Annotated in this window: 14 protein-coding genes; 6 read left to right on the forward strand and 8 right to left on the reverse strand. The window is 55.2% G+C overall.

The window, feature by feature from the left end:
• Positions 1–112 precede the first annotated feature (112 nt).
• Positions 113–322, forward strand: coding sequence for a hypothetical protein (locus IEN85_RS21400; protein WP_191619138.1), 210 nt, complete (start codon positions 113–115; stop codon positions 320–322).
• A 19-nt stretch (positions 323–341) separates the two neighbouring features.
• Here IEN85_RS21400 and IEN85_RS21405 read toward each other — a convergent pair whose 3' ends face one another.
• Complete coding sequence (locus IEN85_RS21405; protein ID WP_191619139.1) at positions 342–722, reverse strand: response regulator; 381 nt, start codon at positions 720–722, stop codon at positions 342–344.
• 226 nt (positions 723–948) lie between these two features.
• On the opposite strand from IEN85_RS21405, the gene IEN85_RS21410 reads away from it, so the two are divergent.
• The gene (locus IEN85_RS21410; protein ID WP_191619140.1) at positions 949–1,620 is read left to right on the forward strand and encodes a TVP38/TMEM64 family protein; all 672 of its coding nucleotides are present in this window, start codon (positions 949–951) and stop codon (positions 1,618–1,620) included.
• A complete protein-coding gene (gene xseA, locus IEN85_RS21415; protein WP_191619141.1) occupies positions 1,601–2,974 on the forward strand; it encodes an exodeoxyribonuclease VII large subunit in 1,374 nt (457 codons plus the stop codon). Before IEN85_RS21410 ends, xseA begins: the two co-directional genes overlap by 20 nt.
• On the opposite strand, the gene IEN85_RS21420 is transcribed toward xseA, so the two are convergent.
• Positions 2,971–3,384, reverse strand: coding sequence for a hypothetical protein (locus IEN85_RS21420; protein WP_191619142.1), 414 nt, complete (start codon positions 3,382–3,384; stop codon positions 2,971–2,973). The two genes, xseA and IEN85_RS21420, sit on opposite strands and share 4 nt — an antisense overlap.
• A gap of 115 nt (positions 3,385–3,499) precedes the next feature.
• Positions 3,500–3,694, reverse strand: coding sequence for a hypothetical protein (locus tag IEN85_RS21425; RefSeq protein ID WP_191619143.1), 195 nt, complete (start codon positions 3,692–3,694; stop codon positions 3,500–3,502).
• Positions 3,695–3,907: 213 nt separating this feature from the next.
• Between IEN85_RS21425 and IEN85_RS21430 the strand changes: the two genes are divergently transcribed.
• From IEN85_RS21430 to IEN85_RS21440, 3 genes are all read left to right on the forward strand, one after another.
• Positions 3,908–4,537 (forward strand): hypothetical protein, encoded by a 630-nt coding sequence (locus IEN85_RS21430; RefSeq protein ID WP_191619144.1) that lies wholly within the window; start codon positions 3,908–3,910, stop codon positions 4,535–4,537.
• Positions 4,538–4,587: 50 nt separating this feature from the next.
• Complete coding sequence (locus tag IEN85_RS21435; protein ID WP_191619145.1) at positions 4,588–5,097, forward strand: outer membrane lipoprotein; 510 nt, start codon at positions 4,588–4,590, stop codon at positions 5,095–5,097.
• A 164-nt stretch (positions 5,098–5,261) separates the two neighbouring features.
• On the forward strand, positions 5,262–5,708 hold the full coding sequence (locus IEN85_RS21440; protein ID WP_191619146.1) for a peroxiredoxin: 447 nt from the start codon (positions 5,262–5,264) through the stop codon (positions 5,706–5,708).
• 9 nt (positions 5,709–5,717) lie between these two features.
• On the opposite strand, the gene IEN85_RS21445 is transcribed toward IEN85_RS21440, so the two are convergent.
• The 5 genes from IEN85_RS21445 to IEN85_RS21465 form a co-directional block, all read right to left on the reverse strand.
• Entirely contained in the window at positions 5,718–7,337 is a 1,620-nt protein-coding gene (locus IEN85_RS21445; RefSeq protein ID WP_191619147.1) for a beta-N-acetylhexosaminidase, read from the reverse strand.
• A 24-nt stretch (positions 7,338–7,361) separates the two neighbouring features.
• The gene (locus IEN85_RS21450) at positions 7,362–8,063 is read right to left on the reverse strand and encodes an HAD family hydrolase (RefSeq protein WP_191619148.1); all 702 of its coding nucleotides are present in this window, start codon (positions 8,061–8,063) and stop codon (positions 7,362–7,364) included.
• A 9-nt stretch (positions 8,064–8,072) separates the two neighbouring features.
• Complete coding sequence (locus tag IEN85_RS21455) at positions 8,073–8,816, reverse strand: pseudouridine synthase (RefSeq protein WP_191619149.1); 744 nt, start codon at positions 8,814–8,816, stop codon at positions 8,073–8,075.
• A 352-nt stretch (positions 8,817–9,168) separates the two neighbouring features.
• A complete protein-coding gene (locus IEN85_RS21460; protein WP_191619150.1) occupies positions 9,169–10,143 on the reverse strand; it encodes a DUF4097 family beta strand repeat-containing protein in 975 nt (324 codons plus the stop codon).
• A gap of 60 nt (positions 10,144–10,203) precedes the next feature.
• Positions 10,204–15,324 (reverse strand): immunoglobulin domain-containing protein, encoded by a 5,121-nt coding sequence (locus IEN85_RS21465; protein WP_191619151.1) that lies wholly within the window; start codon positions 15,322–15,324, stop codon positions 10,204–10,206.
• Positions 15,325–15,327 lie beyond the last annotated feature (3 nt).

Genomic DNA, 15,327 nt, shown 5'->3' on the forward strand with positions numbered 1-15,327 from the left:
AAGTGAGAAATAGCCGCTGCAAATTTAAGTGAAGGTCGTAGACGTCGTTAGACGTATTGGGCCAATTTGAAAGGTCCCGACCAGAAAGGATTCTGACAAACAAATCACGAGCATGGAACAGCTCTATCCACGAAATATTCTAGAAAGGCACTATCCGATCTTGCGCGAGCAGCGTGAGCGGGAAGAGCGCGAGGAGGAGGAAGAAGCGTTTCAGTCAACGGCTGAAATGGGCTCCTACTTTAACCCGCGCGAGGGTGCCTTGCACGAAAACGAACCGCTTCGCGGCGGATCGGTAGGACGCACTTTGAACACCATCGCCTAGCGCGAGGGTTTCTTGCGCCTCAGCTTTCGAGCCCTGCTTGAACGGTCTCGATCAGCTGGACTGTCGAAAAAGGCTTCGATATCAGCCCGGAAATTTCCCGGTCCCCCAATCGTTCCTTGATCTCCTCGCCGAAGATGCCGCTCATGGCGAACACCTTAAGATCGGGGGAGATTGCTTTCAGCTTATCGTAGAGGTCCTCGCCGTAGCTGTCCTCCAAGTTCATGTCGAGCATGCAGGCTTGGATGGAGTCTTTGTTTTCCGCCAAGGTGGCCAAGGCCGTTTTCGCGTCAGACGCTTCGACAGTCGGGAAGTCGATGCTGCTTAGGATAGCCTGCAAGACGGCGCGGATGCCTTCCTCGTCGTCGATTATCAAAATTGCTCCCTTAGGTCCCGATTGCATACCTGACTTTGTTCGGTTAAAAACTCGTTAAGTAAAGTCCTTAGCGTGAGATTGTTTGAATTTTAGGCAATTGGATAAGTGGGCCTAGCTGTGAAAACCCTTACGTCACCACTTGGTGAATACGACGGGCCATGCTCGCGAGCGAATCGTTTCTGCCGGCAAGGGAGCTTGGCGGCCTGATATCTTTAAGTTGCTTTCCTTAGGTACGTGTAGATGTTCGGTGGAAATGAAGGGGCTTCGGTTCAAGTTAGCTGTGATCGTGGCGTTGTCGCTTTTGGCAGTCGTCGGCGGAGCCGTGCTCTGGCGTTATCGGGAGTTTGTGAATCGTGAGCAGCTGATGGCTCTGGTTGAGTCGTTTGCAGCGATGGGGCCATGGGTGTTCTTCAGCCTCATGGCGGTGCTGCCGCTCTTTTGGATGCCGCTGTCTCCGTTCCTGATTTTGGCGCCCGCTTTCGGAATTGAAACGGCGATCTTTGGCTCGGCCTGTGCCCTGTCTTTCAATGTCGTGATTTCGTGGTTTGTATCCGGAAAATGGTTTCGTCCGATCTTCGAGCGGGTGGTGAACCGTTTTGGCTACTCCGTTCCGGACATTCCCGCTAAGCGCATGGTGGGCTTTGCCTTGTTGTTGCGCATAACGCCGGGTATGCCGTTCCCCTTGCAGAACTACTTGCTGGGCTTGGCCCGCATGCCTCTGGGACAGTATTTGGCGGTTTCGCTGCCGATTATTTGGATCATCTCCTCCAGCCTTATCGTTTTAGGTGAGTCGATCATGAGCGGCAATGGACGGCTCGCTCTCTTGGGAATCTTTTTGGCTGTTCTAGTAGCCTTGGCTTTCCGCTACTGGAGAAGTCGCTTGGAAGCGAAGACGAGTTTGCAAAATGGCGACGCGGAAGCTTGAGGACTTGTTTGACGACGTGCCGCGGGTTTCGGTCACGAAGTATACGGCGGCGATCAAGAAGACGCTGGAAGGACGCATCCCTCCTGCCTGGGTAATTGGCGAAATTTCCAATCTTCGCAGCCAGAGTTCCGGACACCTGTACTTTTCCCTGAAGGATCCGGGGGCTCAGGTTCCTGCGGTGATGTTTCGGGCTCAGGCTTCGCGTTTAGGTTTTACTCCTAGGGAAGGAATGCAGGTCTTGGCGTTTGGAGAGATCAGTGTTTACGAGCCGCATGGACGTTACCAGCTGGTGGTGCGAGAACTGCAGGAGAGTGGCCAAGGACGGCTTTTCCAGGAGTTCGAGCGCTTGAAGAAAAAGTTGGCGGACGAGGGCTTGTTCGATGCGGATCGCAAGCGAGCCTTGCCGCTCTTGCCGCTCCGGGTCGCGATCGTGACGTCTCCTACGGGAGCAGCCTTGCAGGACTTCATGCGAATCTTGAAGCGGCGGAATTGGGGCGGTTGTTTGCATGTGTTTCCAGCAAAGGTTCAAGGGGCGGGATCCGCTCGGGAAATCGAAGCTGCCATACGGTATGTGAACGAGCTGGGCGGCTACGACCTGCTGGTGATCGCTCGCGGCGGAGGGAGTATCGAGGACCTCTGGTCGTTTAACGAGGAAGGGGTGGCTCGGGCTGTATTTGAAAGTTTGATACCGGTAGTGTCGGCGGTGGGGCACGAGATCGATTTTACGCTGGGCGATTTTGCGGCGGACGTGCGGGCGGAAACGCCCTCCGCGGCTGCGGAGATGATCAGTAGCGCCTATATCGAAACCATGGATCGACTCGAAGTCGCTCGAGTGGGGTTGGGAGAGGCCTTACAGGAAGGGGTGCTGGAGTATCGGCGGGAGTTGGATCGATTGGCTCGGAGCCTCAACGCGGTTTCGCCGGTGTCGGCTCTGGAGCGGGCTTTTTTGCGCCTGGATGAATTGAGCGCCCGTTTTGGCGCTGCGTTTCGCTCGGCGGTTTACGAGCGAAGAAATGAGTTGCGGGAGGCGGAGCGGCGTTTGCGTGAGCAGGACGTGGCAAATCGGATTTCGCGTTTGCGCGAGCGGCTCGACCGGGCGGGACGGCGGCTGGAACGTGGAATGGCTGAGCAAGTTACCGGCTTGCGTTCTCGCTTGGATCTAGCGGGGGCAACGTTGCGAGCGATCAGCCCTCAGGCTACGTTGAAACGTGGTTATGCCATTTTGGAAGATGAGCAAGGCAGGCCGATGGGGTCCGTCGCGTCCGTTGGCAAGGGAACGAAACTCAAGGCTTCGCTGAGCGACGGTCGCTTGTCGCTTACTGTCGACGACGTGGAGCGGGGGGAGGAGGCCTAGGCGGCTACCAAAATCTCGTCCAGCACGCGGGTGGCGAGGTGGATATTCGATACCTTCAAGATGAGGCGGGAGCCGGCGCCTTCCTCGTCGACGCTGGCGTACATGTAGTCGATGTTTATACCCCCATCGGAGAGGGCCTTGGTGAGAAATGCGAGTTTCCCTTTGCTGTCTTGCGTACGGATGGAAAGGACTTCGTCGACCTCGACGGTGTGCCCGGCAGACTCGAGCGAGCGCTTTGCCGCCACGGGATCGCAGGCGGTGAAGCGGAAGCGTCCCTGTTCCTCGCCTTCGGCAATCGTCAGGGCGTTGAGGCTGACGTCGTGAAGCGCTAGAGTGTCGCTCAAGGCCGCGATGGCGCCCGGGGTGTTGACGAGTGAGATGCTTAGCTGAGTCTTGATTTCGTAATTCATGAGATTTGGGATGCCTCAGGAGAAACTGTTTACGATAAGAGGTTCCTCGGGGTGGGAAAAAAGAAAACCGGAGCGGTTGGCTCCGGTCCGAAAAAGCTATTTCTAAAACTTGAGCTCAGTCAAGTGGAGAACCGAAGGAGAGGCCGCGGCGAGTGAAGTAGCGCGCGATGCGATCGTGTCGCACGAGGCGTTGCAGTTGTGGTCGCTTGAAGCTGCTGCTTGGGCTGGACAAGGCTCCGTTCGCTTCTGCGAGGCTGAAGATGCGGAGTGGCGGATTGAAGGCAGGTCTGCTAGGTTTGAGGTCGTTCATTTGAGGTACTTTGTAAGTTGATGAGAAGAAGACAGTAAGCCTGGATTTTTGTTCTGTAAATAGCGTGAGGAATTCTTCCTTCCGGTTTGCGGAAATTCATCCGTTTTTAATTAAATTGATGTGAAGCGGCAGGGGAATTTAGGAAAACTACTTAGCTTGACAAACGGCTGTGAGCAGAGTGTGTTGTTCGGTATAATCCGCAACTCTGGAGCTATGAAACTACGCATTTCCCCGACCCCTGTCTTTCTGGTAGCGATTTCCATTTGGATGGGGGGCTGCGCTTCGAGCCCAACCACTGCTTCGAAGTACCCTGTGACGCACGCGGGAGCGATACAGAAGGTAGAGGAAGGAACGGTTGTAGGCGTGCGACAAGTTAAGATCGACGGGGTGTCGACGAATCTCGGTCGCCTCGTGGGCGCGGGTATCGGCGGCGCGGTGGGAGCCCTTGCGGTTCCCGTGGAGTCGGAGGCGGTGATCGAGCAGACGTCACCGAACTCGATCAGTATTTACGAGACGAGCAATCGCCATGAAAACCAGGCCGCCATGGCGGTTGGCGGCGCGGTAGGAATGGTCGTGGGGGAGCGGGTTGAAAAGGTTTTGACTGCTAAGCGAGCTCAGGAATTGACGATCGCTCTGGACAGCGGGGAGACCGTGCTTGTGGTGCAAGTTTATCGCGAGCCGGGATTCTATGAAGATGAACGGGTGAAGCTGTACACCACGCGGGCAGGCGACTCCGTCGTTTATCACGCCAGCGTGGATCCCACGGTAGACCCGGATACCAACGCGTATCTTATTCCGGATACGGATGTTGAAGAGGCTGAATTTGAGCCAGTGACTTGGTAGGGGCTATTTTGCTGAATCCGTAGGGCCGCGGATTTCGTACCGGTCTAGCGATGGAAAAGAACATCGCTAGTGCGACGCGTCTTTTAGCGCGTGTTTCGATAGGCTTGGCTTTGGTTCTGTTTTTGCAGGGCTGCGCTTCCCAATCCTATCAGACTGTTCCTCGCTCGACATCCGGAAAGATACAGCAGGTGAATAGCGGAACGGTTGTGGCGACACGATCGGTCGTGATCGAAGGGGAGGCCGGTTATTTGGGTCGAACTAGCGGCGCGATCATGGGCTCCGCAATTGGCCAGACTGCCGGTGATGGTACGGGACGAACCTTGGCGGCTGCAGGTGGGGCTGTGGTCGGCGGAATCGTAGGAGGAATGGTGGAGAAGGAGCTTAGCAAGAAGCAAGCTCAGGAGTTGACGGTAGATTTGGACGATGGCCACACGGTGGTGGTTGTCCAGGAAACCAAAGACATCGGATTCGTGGAAGGAGATCGTGTCAGCGTAACGCACACGCCCTCCGGCGAGGCTCACGTGGCTCACGCTCACTACGAAACGGACGGTGTCTACTGACAGGCTTCTGGAGTCGAGGCCTGTGGTGGGCGCTGCTAATCTCCAGACAAGTGGAGGCAGGTTTTGAAGGCCTGTCTCCGCTTTTGTTTAACTCTCAGGGAGAGTGTTTTGATGGTCGTTATTGCTTGAAGGCGTCTTGGCCACTTGTTCGTTTGTCTCGGACGATGAGCTTGAACGTTGGCGACGAAGCCCCGGATTTTTGTTTGGAGAGCACGGGGGGAGGAACGGTCTCCCTAGAGGAGCTTAAGGGCAGACCCTTCGTGCTTTATTTCTATCCGAAGGATTTTACCTCGGTTTGCACGAAGCAGGCTTGCTCGTTCAGGGATCAGTTTTCGCATTTGAGAGGTTTGGATGTTTCTGTTTTTGGGGTGAGTCGTGACAACTTGGATACGCACGTGCGGTTCAAGAAGGAGCATGGTCTAAACTTCGAATTGCTGGCGGATGCCGACGGTGAGGTCACTCGGGCTTACAAGGCTCGGCTGCCTTTTGTGGGAATCCCCAAACGCGTGACCTACCTGATCGGAGCGGATCAAAAGATAGCGGCGGTGCACGATGAGCTTTTGGGTTCGGATTCCCATGTCACCGCCGTGTTGCGTGCGCTTCAACCTTGAGGCGAAGGCTCAAGCGGTGGGGAAATGGGAGACGCTTTCCTCCAAGCCCCCCGGTCGGTTTCGCGTCAGCCAAAATGTTTTGAATCTCTCAATCGCTTCAAGTGGCAAGGAGGGCGGTAATTGACCTTTTAGAAGAGACAAGCCCTTGCGAGCTGCGTAGGCGAGAAGTTCGCGGGCGAGCTCGATTTCTCCGCTTGCTGCTGATTGGTTGAGGGCAGCATGGGCGCGTTCCAGTTCGCCTTTATCGAGCTGGCTGGCGAGTTTCGAGTAGGTCTCGGCAGTGGCGAAGAGGATTTTGTTCAACCAGCTTTGATTATGTAAGTAGGTCGAGAAACCATTTGCGATGTCGCTTAAGGCAACGACTGAGGCGTATTCAGAATCCGATAGCGGTTCGGGGATCAGTTTGACCGCAGCATCCTTCAACGAAGGCGTGGTTTCGGCGTTGCAATTCCAGGCTCGCTCGGCGGCTTGCAAAATGGGAAGGACGCTGAGCAAGTGGGATTGGTGGTGGCCGTTGTCGCCCCAGTCGGTCAGGAGCAGGCCGGCGGCGCAATGGCGGTGAGCGTTTTCGGCGGCTTGGTCGATGTTGGGCAATGCGGTGTAGAGGCGTCCGCCGATACTGTTCCAGGTGGAGGTTCCGGGGACGACTACGAACTTCGCTCCGGCGGCATGCATGGCTTGGCAGTGGGCTTCGAAAGGGTGGTTGACCTCGTAGCCCCAGAGCAGGGCGGTGATGTCGGGACCAAGTTCTGCGGCGAGCTCGGGCTGATTGATGATAATGTCTCCCCAGAACTGCATGCGGTAGCCGCGGGCTTGTACCTTTTTTTGGATACGCAGGAGGTGCTCGAGGTAGACGCGGGTTTTGCCCTGCGCTTCGACGGCAGACTTTGAGTAGCCTTGCCCGAGTTCCCAAGGCTCGTCGCCGCCTACGTTCACGTTTTTACTTGTGAAATTTGGCAGGAGCTCGGCGAAAAGCGAGTCGACGAAATCGGCGGACTCGGGCGTGGGCTTGAGGGTGCTGCCGTATTTTTTCCAGCCGGAGATGGGGTGTTCGAAGCCGTCCGGGCTTTCGGCGAGGTGGTGGTATTCCGGGTGACGCAGCCATCGCTCCATGTGGCCGAAGCTGTTCTGGTTGGGAACGAGTTCGATGAAGCGTTCGCGGCAATAAGCGTCGAGGTCTAGGATGTCTTCGGGTGAGAGCGGAGAGGCGTTTGCCCAGACGCGCTCGTGATCGCGGTAGGCGAAGGTATGTTCGGTGTAGAGTTGCAGCTGGTTGTACTTGAGGGAGGCCAGGAGGTCGACCAGTTCGTAGAGCGAGGCTTGGGTAGGGACCTTGCAGCGGGAGATGTCGAGCATGTAGCCACGGACTTCTAAGTCGGGCCAGTCTTCGATTTCGAGGCAAGGGAGGACGCCTTGAGGATGCTGAACAAGGATTTGGGCGAGGGTGGCTTTCGCGTAAAAGGCGGCTTCTTCGCTGGCGGCCGAGATTGCGATGCTATTGGGGCTAATTGTAAGGCGGTATCCGTTTTTTGGAGCGGAAGAGGATATTTGGACGCTAGGATCGGAAGGGCTGTCAACTAGGGAGCCTTCCAGGGGAGTGGTTGATTTGGGCTGTGGGAGAAGGTGCATCGATATTCGCGACCAAGGTCGCTCCTACAGAGAAGCGATGAGATCTTGTAGTTGTTTTATGGATGCGATTTCGTGGAACTTCGAGTGGTGTTTGGGAGCGGCTTCTACGCGTTCGTGCTCCCAAGTAAGGTGGTAGGGAATGTGCACTCCGGTTCCGCCCAATTCGAGGATGGGGAGGATGTCGGACTTGAGGGAATTGCCGACCATGACGAGAGATTGAGGGTCGATGAGGTGTTGGCGGAAGAGGCGGGCGTAGTCTTCGTTGTTCTTGTTGGATACGACTTCGATGTGCTTGAAGTACGGAGCGAGGCCGGACTTGGCGATTTTGCGTTCCTGGTCGCGCAGGTCGCCTTTGGTTATGAGAATGAGCTCGTGTTGGCGGCTGAGGGCTTCGACGGCTTCGGCGGCTCCTTCGATGAGTTCGACGGGGTGGGCGAGCATGTCTTTGCCGAAGTCGATAATGCGGCGGAGTTCTTCGGCGGGAATGGCGCCGTCGGTGAGTTTGATGGCGGTCTCGATACTGGAAAGGGTGAAGCTTTTGACTCCGTATCCGTAGAGTTCGAGATTTCGCATTTCGGTGCGAAAGAGGGTGCTCTCTACGGTTTCTGCGTCGTGGTATTCGGCGAGCAGCTGGCAGTACTTGCGATGGTGTTCCTCGAAGAGGTTCTCGTTGTGCCAAAGCGTGTCGTCGGCGTCGAAGGCGATGGTGAGTCGGGCTTCTCTCATTTCAATTTTCTAGAGATTGATTTGTTCCAAGGCGGATTGGAAGCTTGCTTCTAGGGGGCAGGTGATGGTGACGGTTTTGTCGTCGAATGGGTGTTCGAACTCGACCTGTGTGGCGGCGAGGAGGAGGCGGTGGATGTTGAAGTGGGTGCGAGCGTGTTTGTTGGCTTTGTTGCAGCCGTGTCGGGTATCGCCGATGATGGGGTAGCGGATGTGGGCGAGGTGACGGCGGATTTGGTGGCGTCGACCGGTGTGGGGATAGAGTTCGACGAGGGAGTAGCGCGTGGTGTCGTAGCGTTCTGTTGGATACGGAAGTTCGGTGGTGGCGAGGCGCTGGTAGGCGGTGAGCGCTTCTTGCGTTTGGGCGCTTTTCTTGTGGCCGTCCTGGTCTTCGTATTTGTGCAGGGGGGAGTCAATGCTTCCGCTTTCGGGAAGGTGGCCACGCACGACCGCTTGGTAGGTCTTTTTGACTTTTCGCTCTTGGAAGTAGACGGAGAGGGCGGTGCCTGCTTCTTCGTCGAGGCCGAAGAGGAGGATACCGGAGGTGGGGCGGTCGATGCGGTGGGCGGGGTAGACGTGTTGGCCGATTTGATCGCGCAGGAGTTGGATGGCGAAGCGGGTTTCGCGTCTGTCGATGGGGCTGCGGTGTACCAGCAGGCCGGAGGGCTTATGGATGGCGATGTATCGCTCGTCTCGATACAAGACTTCGAGAGGGGGCTCGGGAGGCGGAGGGGAGCTGGATTGAAGGTTTTCCATTTGTATTGACGCGAATCATCGCGTGACAAGCGCGCTCCCACAACGGTCTTGTTGTTGTGAGGTGCGACTTGCTATGGGAGACATTTAGAAAAAGGGGAGGAGTTGTTGGTTGCTTGGGTTGTTGTTTCGCGTGTCGTTTTTTTCTTCTCCCATGAAGTTCCTGAAGTTGCACGAAGGAAAAAGAGAAAAAGCCCGCATCGTAGCGATGCGGGCTTCCCTCCTACCATCTGCCGGGCGGAGCCGGCGATGTCTTTTTTTGACCGTACTAGAAAATTGGGTTGGGGATTGAGGACTGTGTTTGACGCCCGCGGAGCGGCCGTCCCACCACGGAGGATGGGCTGCGAAAGCGGCCCTAGATTTCGGCGATGGTTACGCGACCGCCGCTGGTGGTGAGCTTTACGAGAGGGCCGCCGCCGTTGACGTCGCCCTCGATCTTTTTCTTGTCGAGAGTCCCTTGGAAGCTGCCGCCGTGGCTGAAGGAAACGCCACCGCCGTTTGACTTGGCGTAGACTTGGAAGGCTTGGTTGTGGGGAAGTGAGATGCTGACGCTGCCGCCAGAGGTACGAAGTTCGGCTGGGGCTTGCATACCGGCCTGTAGGGTGGCGCTGACGTTTCCGCCGGAGGTTCCGAGCTCCATGGGCTCGAGCAGGGCGCTTTGCAGGTTGGCGCTTATGTGGCCGCCAGAGGTGTGGGCCTTGAGGGCAGAGATCGCTCCCTCTATTTTGATGTTTCCGCCGGAAGTGTGCAGATCGACAGCGCCGACGAGGCCTTCGACGTTAATGTTTCCTCCGGAGGTGTGGGCGTGGGTGTCGCCTTGAATTTGTCGGAGCCGGATGTTTCCGCCTGAGGTTTTTATTTCTAGCGGGCCTGAAATGTCCGAGGCGTCGATGTTTCCTCCCGAGGTTTTGAGGTTGAGCGCGGACGTCATGCCCTCGGCGGTAACGTTTCCGCCGGAGGTGCGGACCTTGGCGATAAGATCGGCGGGGAGGTGGAGAGTGGCTTGCTTGTAGCCCTTGGTTTTGTCGCCCCAAGAGAACCAGGACCCATTGTCTTTTTCGAACTCGATCTTGATGAGGAGGGTGTCGCCTTCGCGAGTCGTGGATTGGGTGACCTTGCTGTCGTCGAATCCGGTGAGCGGTTTTTCGAGTTCGAGTTCGAGGTCGCTGCGGTCGGAACCGATCAAGGCGACATTGGACTTGGAAATGTAGAAGTCGACTTTGGTGATTCCGTCGAGGCTGTGATGCTGGACTTCGTCGGCCGCGGTGGCGGTGTTGGTGGCGATCAGGGCAGCGGCGACGAGTGGTAGTGATATGAGTTTTGTATTCATGGCCAGGTGGTTGGTTCTGGTCCGTGACTACTCATTTGCTCGGGTTCGGGTTACCGATTTTTATGGGCTGATCCAAAGTTTTACGAAAAAGTTAGGTGGGAGGTCTTTGAATTGGGCAATGGCCTTCTGGGTTCTTTGTTCAGCCGAACTTGGGAATGGGGCAATTTGCCAGGCCTTCAGGTCTTCAGAAATGACGAGCTCAAACGATTGTTCGATCTCGTTTACCCAGCTGTACTCGATTCCTGCTTCCGTAAGTTGAAAGCTCAGAGGGGGAACGTTTTGGCCATAGGGAGTCGCCGTCGTAGTGATGAGTTCGAATTCTGGTAGCGTGAGACTTCCTTCATCCCATGAAACGGTTACTTGATAGGATCCCGCGTTTTCGGCGTGAACAGAATTAAAGCTCAGGCGGCTGCTGGTTTCTTGAGGGATAAGGTTACCGTTGTGGGTCCATTGGTAGTTTAGCCCCGGTTTTTCGCTAGCATTGATCGCGAAGGTGAGCGGAAAACCGATCGGTACGGACTGGCCTCTTGGCTGATTCTGGATTTTCGGTGGTCCAGATAAGCTGATGAGATGCAGGGAGGATTGGTTCGTTTGAGGGTCGTAAGTGACAGTGGCGACTCGTTCGTTGAACAAAGTCCCTGAGAGAGTACGGCTGGAGACTCCATAACTTCTTACAAAGACTCCGTTTTGGTCGAAGCGTTTATTTCTTACGATGACGTCTCCATTCGGCAGCGCTCCGAATTGATCACTCGCCGATATCGCATCTATTTGCACCGCGAAGCCTGGGGCAATAGCTCCATTATTTGAGAGTCTTAGCAATTGAGTTCCTGCTATGAGAAGTCGGTCGCTCCTGTCGATGGCTATGGCCTCGATTTGGCTCAAGCTTGGATCGAGGGTGAAGGAATTGTCTACTTCTCCGTTGGCATTTACTCTGATCACCGCCGCAGGAGTTTGGTTGAATTGTCGACGGTAGAGGTAGACTCTGCCAAGGCTGTCGCTGGTAACCATGGTGTAGTTGTTTTGGACTTTCTTTACCCCGTGCTGGTAGTCGGGATCGAGGGTTCCGTCGATGAGGTAGCGGTCAAAGCGAACGGATTCGCCGGAGTTAGGCTCGATGGAGACCACGAGGAATCCGGTATTTGAATACGGATGATAGATGAGTTTTGGCGGAGATTGATAGATGGTGCCGAGATCTCGGTAACTGACTGGGTTTCCGACTGGGTCGAGGACGTGTAATTCGTACTCGTAGCCGTAGTTTTCTCCGCGGAGCACAGCGAGGTATCCTTGAGGAAGCGGGCAAAGCGCTTTTGTCGCGGGTAGAGCGCTTTCTGGCAAGGATGCGAAATATGATGAATCGATGTTTCCGGCGGCATCCAACTTGAGGATCGGTCCTGTTAGGGTTCCGTCGACGTGTTCTCCAGTGATAGGAAGGAACAGGTTTTGACCATCGAGAGCGGCGGTAGGTTCACCCAAGTAGGCAGTCTCTAGGCGGACGAGTTTTGTGGGCTCGGATGGGTTGCTGTCAGAATTAATGAATACAACTCTTTCCTTGGTTCCTTGTGGGTCGGCGAGTCCGTGAAGGGCGAAGGCGTTGTTTTTAAGTCCAACGATTTGCCGGTAACTGTGGAGCCCATCGAAGGTTTTCGAGTCGTGAAAATTATTAGTGCCATCGGACTCGACCCAGAAGATGCGAGCGGACTTTGGATCGAGTTCCGCGTGGGCTATGATGGAGAGGCGAGTGCCATCTGCACTCTTAACAGCAAAGATGTTATTGGTAGGAATGGTCCATCCTGTGATATTGAGATTCCAGAGCTCCTCGCCCTCGAATGTGCTTCCACTCAGAGTTTGAGCAACAGGGTCGTGCTTGAGTTGAGTACCGTTTGCCCAGATGCCAAGGATTTGAGTAACTAAGGGAGAGTAGCCGATATCGATGATGTCTGAACCAGGGAGGCTCTTCCCATCGGCTCCGAGGCGGATGAGCCAATGAGTATTGGGCCGGGTGAGTGTATAAGTGTCGTCGGCGATCCTCATGCTCAGAGGATGAATAAAGGTCCAGGGAGGCATGCCACCTACGAACTGTTCAATTCTCGGCAGTGGGGTCACCGTGCCTGAGTTTGATATTTCGAGTGCAGTGCTGCCATCGTCGACCCAGACATTGCCATCTGGCCATTGGCGGAAAGCGATAACAGAATACATGTTGCTATCGAAACGGTGAACGCCGAACGCGGTGTCAGGCATTCCTTGAGGGGTGAGGCGGGTGAAGTGGGTGATTGTGTCGCCCGATCCTCCAGGAACAAATTCTGTCAGGAGAGCGAAATGGGTTCCTGTGAAGGGGCAGAAGTTGAGGCTGTCGTATCCGGCGGGAATGCGATCCTTACTCCAGTCAATTGTCATCTCCCCCTCTTCATTCACGTAGTCTGTCCTAATCTTGCGGATGGGAGGCAGGGAGTCCTCCAGCGATTGGATGTAGTATCCGCCATTTGGAGAAGGGATGATTGATGAAGCGTAGAGCGGGCTTTCGCGTCCGACGTCGAATTTCTTTTCGATTTGTGGAACGATGTCATTCACCGAGACGATTGCGGGCTTAGACCATTGGGTTCCGATAGAATTTTTTGATCTTAGACGGTAGGTACCGATGTCCTGCAGTCCGATTTCATCGAATTCGAGGACGGGAGTATTGGCGCCCTCGATGGGCAAACCGTCGACGTACCATTGGAGCTCTGGGTAGGGTGCTCCGTCAACGCTTGCTTTCAGAATTAGGCTCCCGAAGGAGCTTGCGTCGCTGTCGTGGGGATGAGTGAGGAAATGCGGAGCTTTGGGCGGTAGTAGGCGAATTGGGTTGCTTGTGATAGTTGTATCTACACTTTGGATACGAATTTGATAGGTGCCTGCATGTGACGCGTCCAAGTGGTCGAAGTCGAGTTGGGGGGCGTTTGCTCCCGGGATTTCTGTTCCATCTTTTAGCCAGACGATGGAGTCGGGCAAAAAATCGACGATAGTGACCTCGAGAGAGACAGGACCTTCAGAGAAGGAAACTCGTTTCTTGAAAGGAGTGGAGAAGCTTGCTGGGGAACGAGTATATCTTGCGGAGGTCGGTAGAGGGCCGATTGGAGTGAGGGCTGTGCCGGCCAAATAGAGGTCTCCATTTGGTGCTATGTCTACTTCTGTGTTTTTCCATTTAAATCGGTCATCAACTTCGGTGACCACACCTTCAGGTGAGACATGCCATAGCCGCTCGCTTCCTGATTCGCTTGGCTGATCTATTTTGTATCCAAATATCACAGTCGAACCGTCATCCGCGTAGCGGTTTGCGCTTTGGCTAGGCCAGGTATTTGCACTTTGGTAGGGCCGTTCGATGAACTTCTCCGGAGCGTAGTTCTGGTCCAGTTCGCCGTTGATTGAAAATCTAGCGCCGAGGGGTTTGGCGATTTGGTTATCGCCTATGGTGAGGCTGGGGAAATACAGCCAGTCGCCGACTACCTTCATGAACGCGAGATTTCCGTAGAGGTTTGGAATCGAGAAGTCCGGGTCTGGAGCTCCCAAGTGAGACATACGACGGACTTCTCTTGGGATATTTGCCCATTTTCCAAGAGTGTAGTAGATATGTTGTTTCGTGACGCAGAGAATGGCGGTGTCCGGATCGAGGGTGGGGAAGGATTCGTCTACGCTGCCATGAGGGAGGAGTTTGACGACGCCGATCTCCTGTCCCCATTTGCTTGCTCGCTGCTCGGCAAGCCATTCTCCATTTGGCATTTGAGCCCGGAACCACAATGAAGGGTCGAAGTGAGGTTGGACAGGTAGGCGGGTACGGTTTTGGTCGTAGAAAAGGAAGTCGTCGGTAGTGAAAGTGCCGTCGGCTAGCTGAGTAAGCTTGAGGTTGTTGACGGGTTCGAACGATACGCGAATGGTCCCGTCAATTCGTGCGATGCCGTCTCCCATCAAGAGTTCGCCGCTGTTCGTCCAGCTCGCGGCTTTCGGTTTGCTGATGGAAATTTTGCTTGGGTGGGCTTCCGCTAGGGTGCCGTTTTCAGAGAGGAAGGCAAAAGCGATTTTCTTGGAATCGGAGCTAGTGCGGCCGGACAGCAGGAGGCCGTTTTGCGTCATGGCTGCGGAAAAGTAATCGATTGGACCATCATCGGTGAATAATCCGTCCGGATCAAAGTTGAATGCCTCGTCGATCTGGCCGTCTGCTTTCAGTTTTATCACTTGCGTGAAATCATTTCCGATCTGGTTCCAAGCGCCGGTGACGAAGTAGCCGCCGTCACCAGCAGAGAAGACTTCGCTCTTGTAGTAGACTGAAGCTTGGTTTGATACGCCGAATGAGCTGTCACGCTTTCCGTCTGCACCAATCTTAGTCGGAAAATATTGGTCGCCGCTTTCGTATAGCAGAAAAATTTCGCCAGTGGGTAGGCTGCTTATGTGGTATTGGTTGTATTCGAGCTGCTCGTTTCGATAGCCGTAGCGGCTAAATCCCGGGGCAGCTTGGCCGTTTGGCTCCAGCAGCATGAGGTTTCCGGTCGTCAGAGTAGAGCTGTTGGGGAAGGCGCCGACCGCGAGGATTTTTCCATTCGCAAGGATGTGAACGGCGCGGCAGTAGCCCTCGACTCTGGGAGCTTTGAAGCTTTCGTCCAAAACGTAGTCTCCCGTTTCGGATCGAACGAGCCTTTGAATCCGGGTGAATTGTTTTCCCGGTTGGCTGGGGTCTGTTTCCCCGAAGATCTGAAGGAAACGGTTGTCCTTCTGCAGGATGAGACCTTGTTGGTTTGCGATTGTAAGGACCGGCTCGCCGTTTGGGGAGAATTGTATCACGGTGTTCCCGTTTAGCCCCAGCTCTGGGGCGACGTTGGTGAAGGAGATGCTTATTGAACCATCGCTGTTGAGTGCGGCTTGATCGGCTTGGGCCTCGAGGATTGGAAAACTCAGCGAAAGGGGTTCGAAGTTGCCCTCCGGGCTGAGGATTGCGAGCGAGCCGGAGAATTCTCCGTCGACCGAGTCGAAGCCGCCGACGGCCAAGTGGGAGCCATCCTCGAGCGCGATAAGTTGCGATGGGATGGCGTCTTGGCGGGACTCGAGTTCAAAGTTCTCGCTGAGTCGGTATGTTTCGGCCAGGCCCTGGAAGTAGGGAGCCAAGGTGATCAGGCAAATAAGTCTGAACGTCTTTGGGGGGAGAGGGATTCGCATGGC

The sequence above is a fragment of the Pelagicoccus enzymogenes genome (assembly GCF_014803405.1).
Lineage (GTDB): Bacteria > Verrucomicrobiota > Verrucomicrobiia > Opitutales > Opitutaceae > Pelagicoccus > Pelagicoccus enzymogenes.

Coding starts and splice junctions, on each gene's coding strand:
- IEN85_RS21400 (WP_191619138.1), top strand. CDS start 113: ATGGAACAGCTCTATCCACGAAATATTCTAGAAAGGCACTATCCGATC.
- IEN85_RS21405 (WP_191619139.1), bottom strand. CDS start 722: ATGCAATCGGGACCTAAGGGAGCAATTTTGATAATCGACGACGAGGAA.
- IEN85_RS21410 (WP_191619140.1), top strand. CDS start 949: ATGAAGGGGCTTCGGTTCAAGTTAGCTGTGATCGTGGCGTTGTCGCTT.
- xseA (WP_191619141.1), top strand. CDS start 1,601: ATGGCGACGCGGAAGCTTGAGGACTTGTTTGACGACGTGCCGCGGGTT.
- IEN85_RS21420 (WP_191619142.1), bottom strand. CDS start 3,384: ATGAATTACGAAATCAAGACTCAGCTAAGCATCTCACTCGTCAACACC.
- IEN85_RS21425 (WP_191619143.1), bottom strand. CDS start 3,694: ATGAACGACCTCAAACCTAGCAGACCTGCCTTCAATCCGCCACTCCGC.
- IEN85_RS21430 (WP_191619144.1), top strand. CDS start 3,908: ATGAAACTACGCATTTCCCCGACCCCTGTCTTTCTGGTAGCGATTTCC.
- IEN85_RS21435 (WP_191619145.1), top strand. CDS start 4,588: ATGGAAAAGAACATCGCTAGTGCGACGCGTCTTTTAGCGCGTGTTTCG.
- IEN85_RS21440 (WP_191619146.1), top strand. CDS start 5,262: ATGAGCTTGAACGTTGGCGACGAAGCCCCGGATTTTTGTTTGGAGAGC.
- IEN85_RS21445 (WP_191619147.1), bottom strand. CDS start 7,337: ATGCACCTTCTCCCACAGCCCAAATCAACCACTCCCCTGGAAGGCTCC.
- IEN85_RS21450 (WP_191619148.1), bottom strand. CDS start 8,063: ATGAGAGAAGCCCGACTCACCATCGCCTTCGACGCCGACGACACGCTT.
- IEN85_RS21455 (WP_191619149.1), bottom strand. CDS start 8,816: ATGGAAAACCTTCAATCCAGCTCCCCTCCGCCTCCCGAGCCCCCTCTC.
- IEN85_RS21460 (WP_191619150.1), bottom strand. CDS start 10,143: ATGAATACAAAACTCATATCACTACCACTCGTCGCCGCTGCCCTGATC.
- IEN85_RS21465 (WP_191619151.1), bottom strand. CDS start 15,324: ATGCGAATCCCTCTCCCCCCAAAGACGTTCAGACTTATTTGCCTGATC.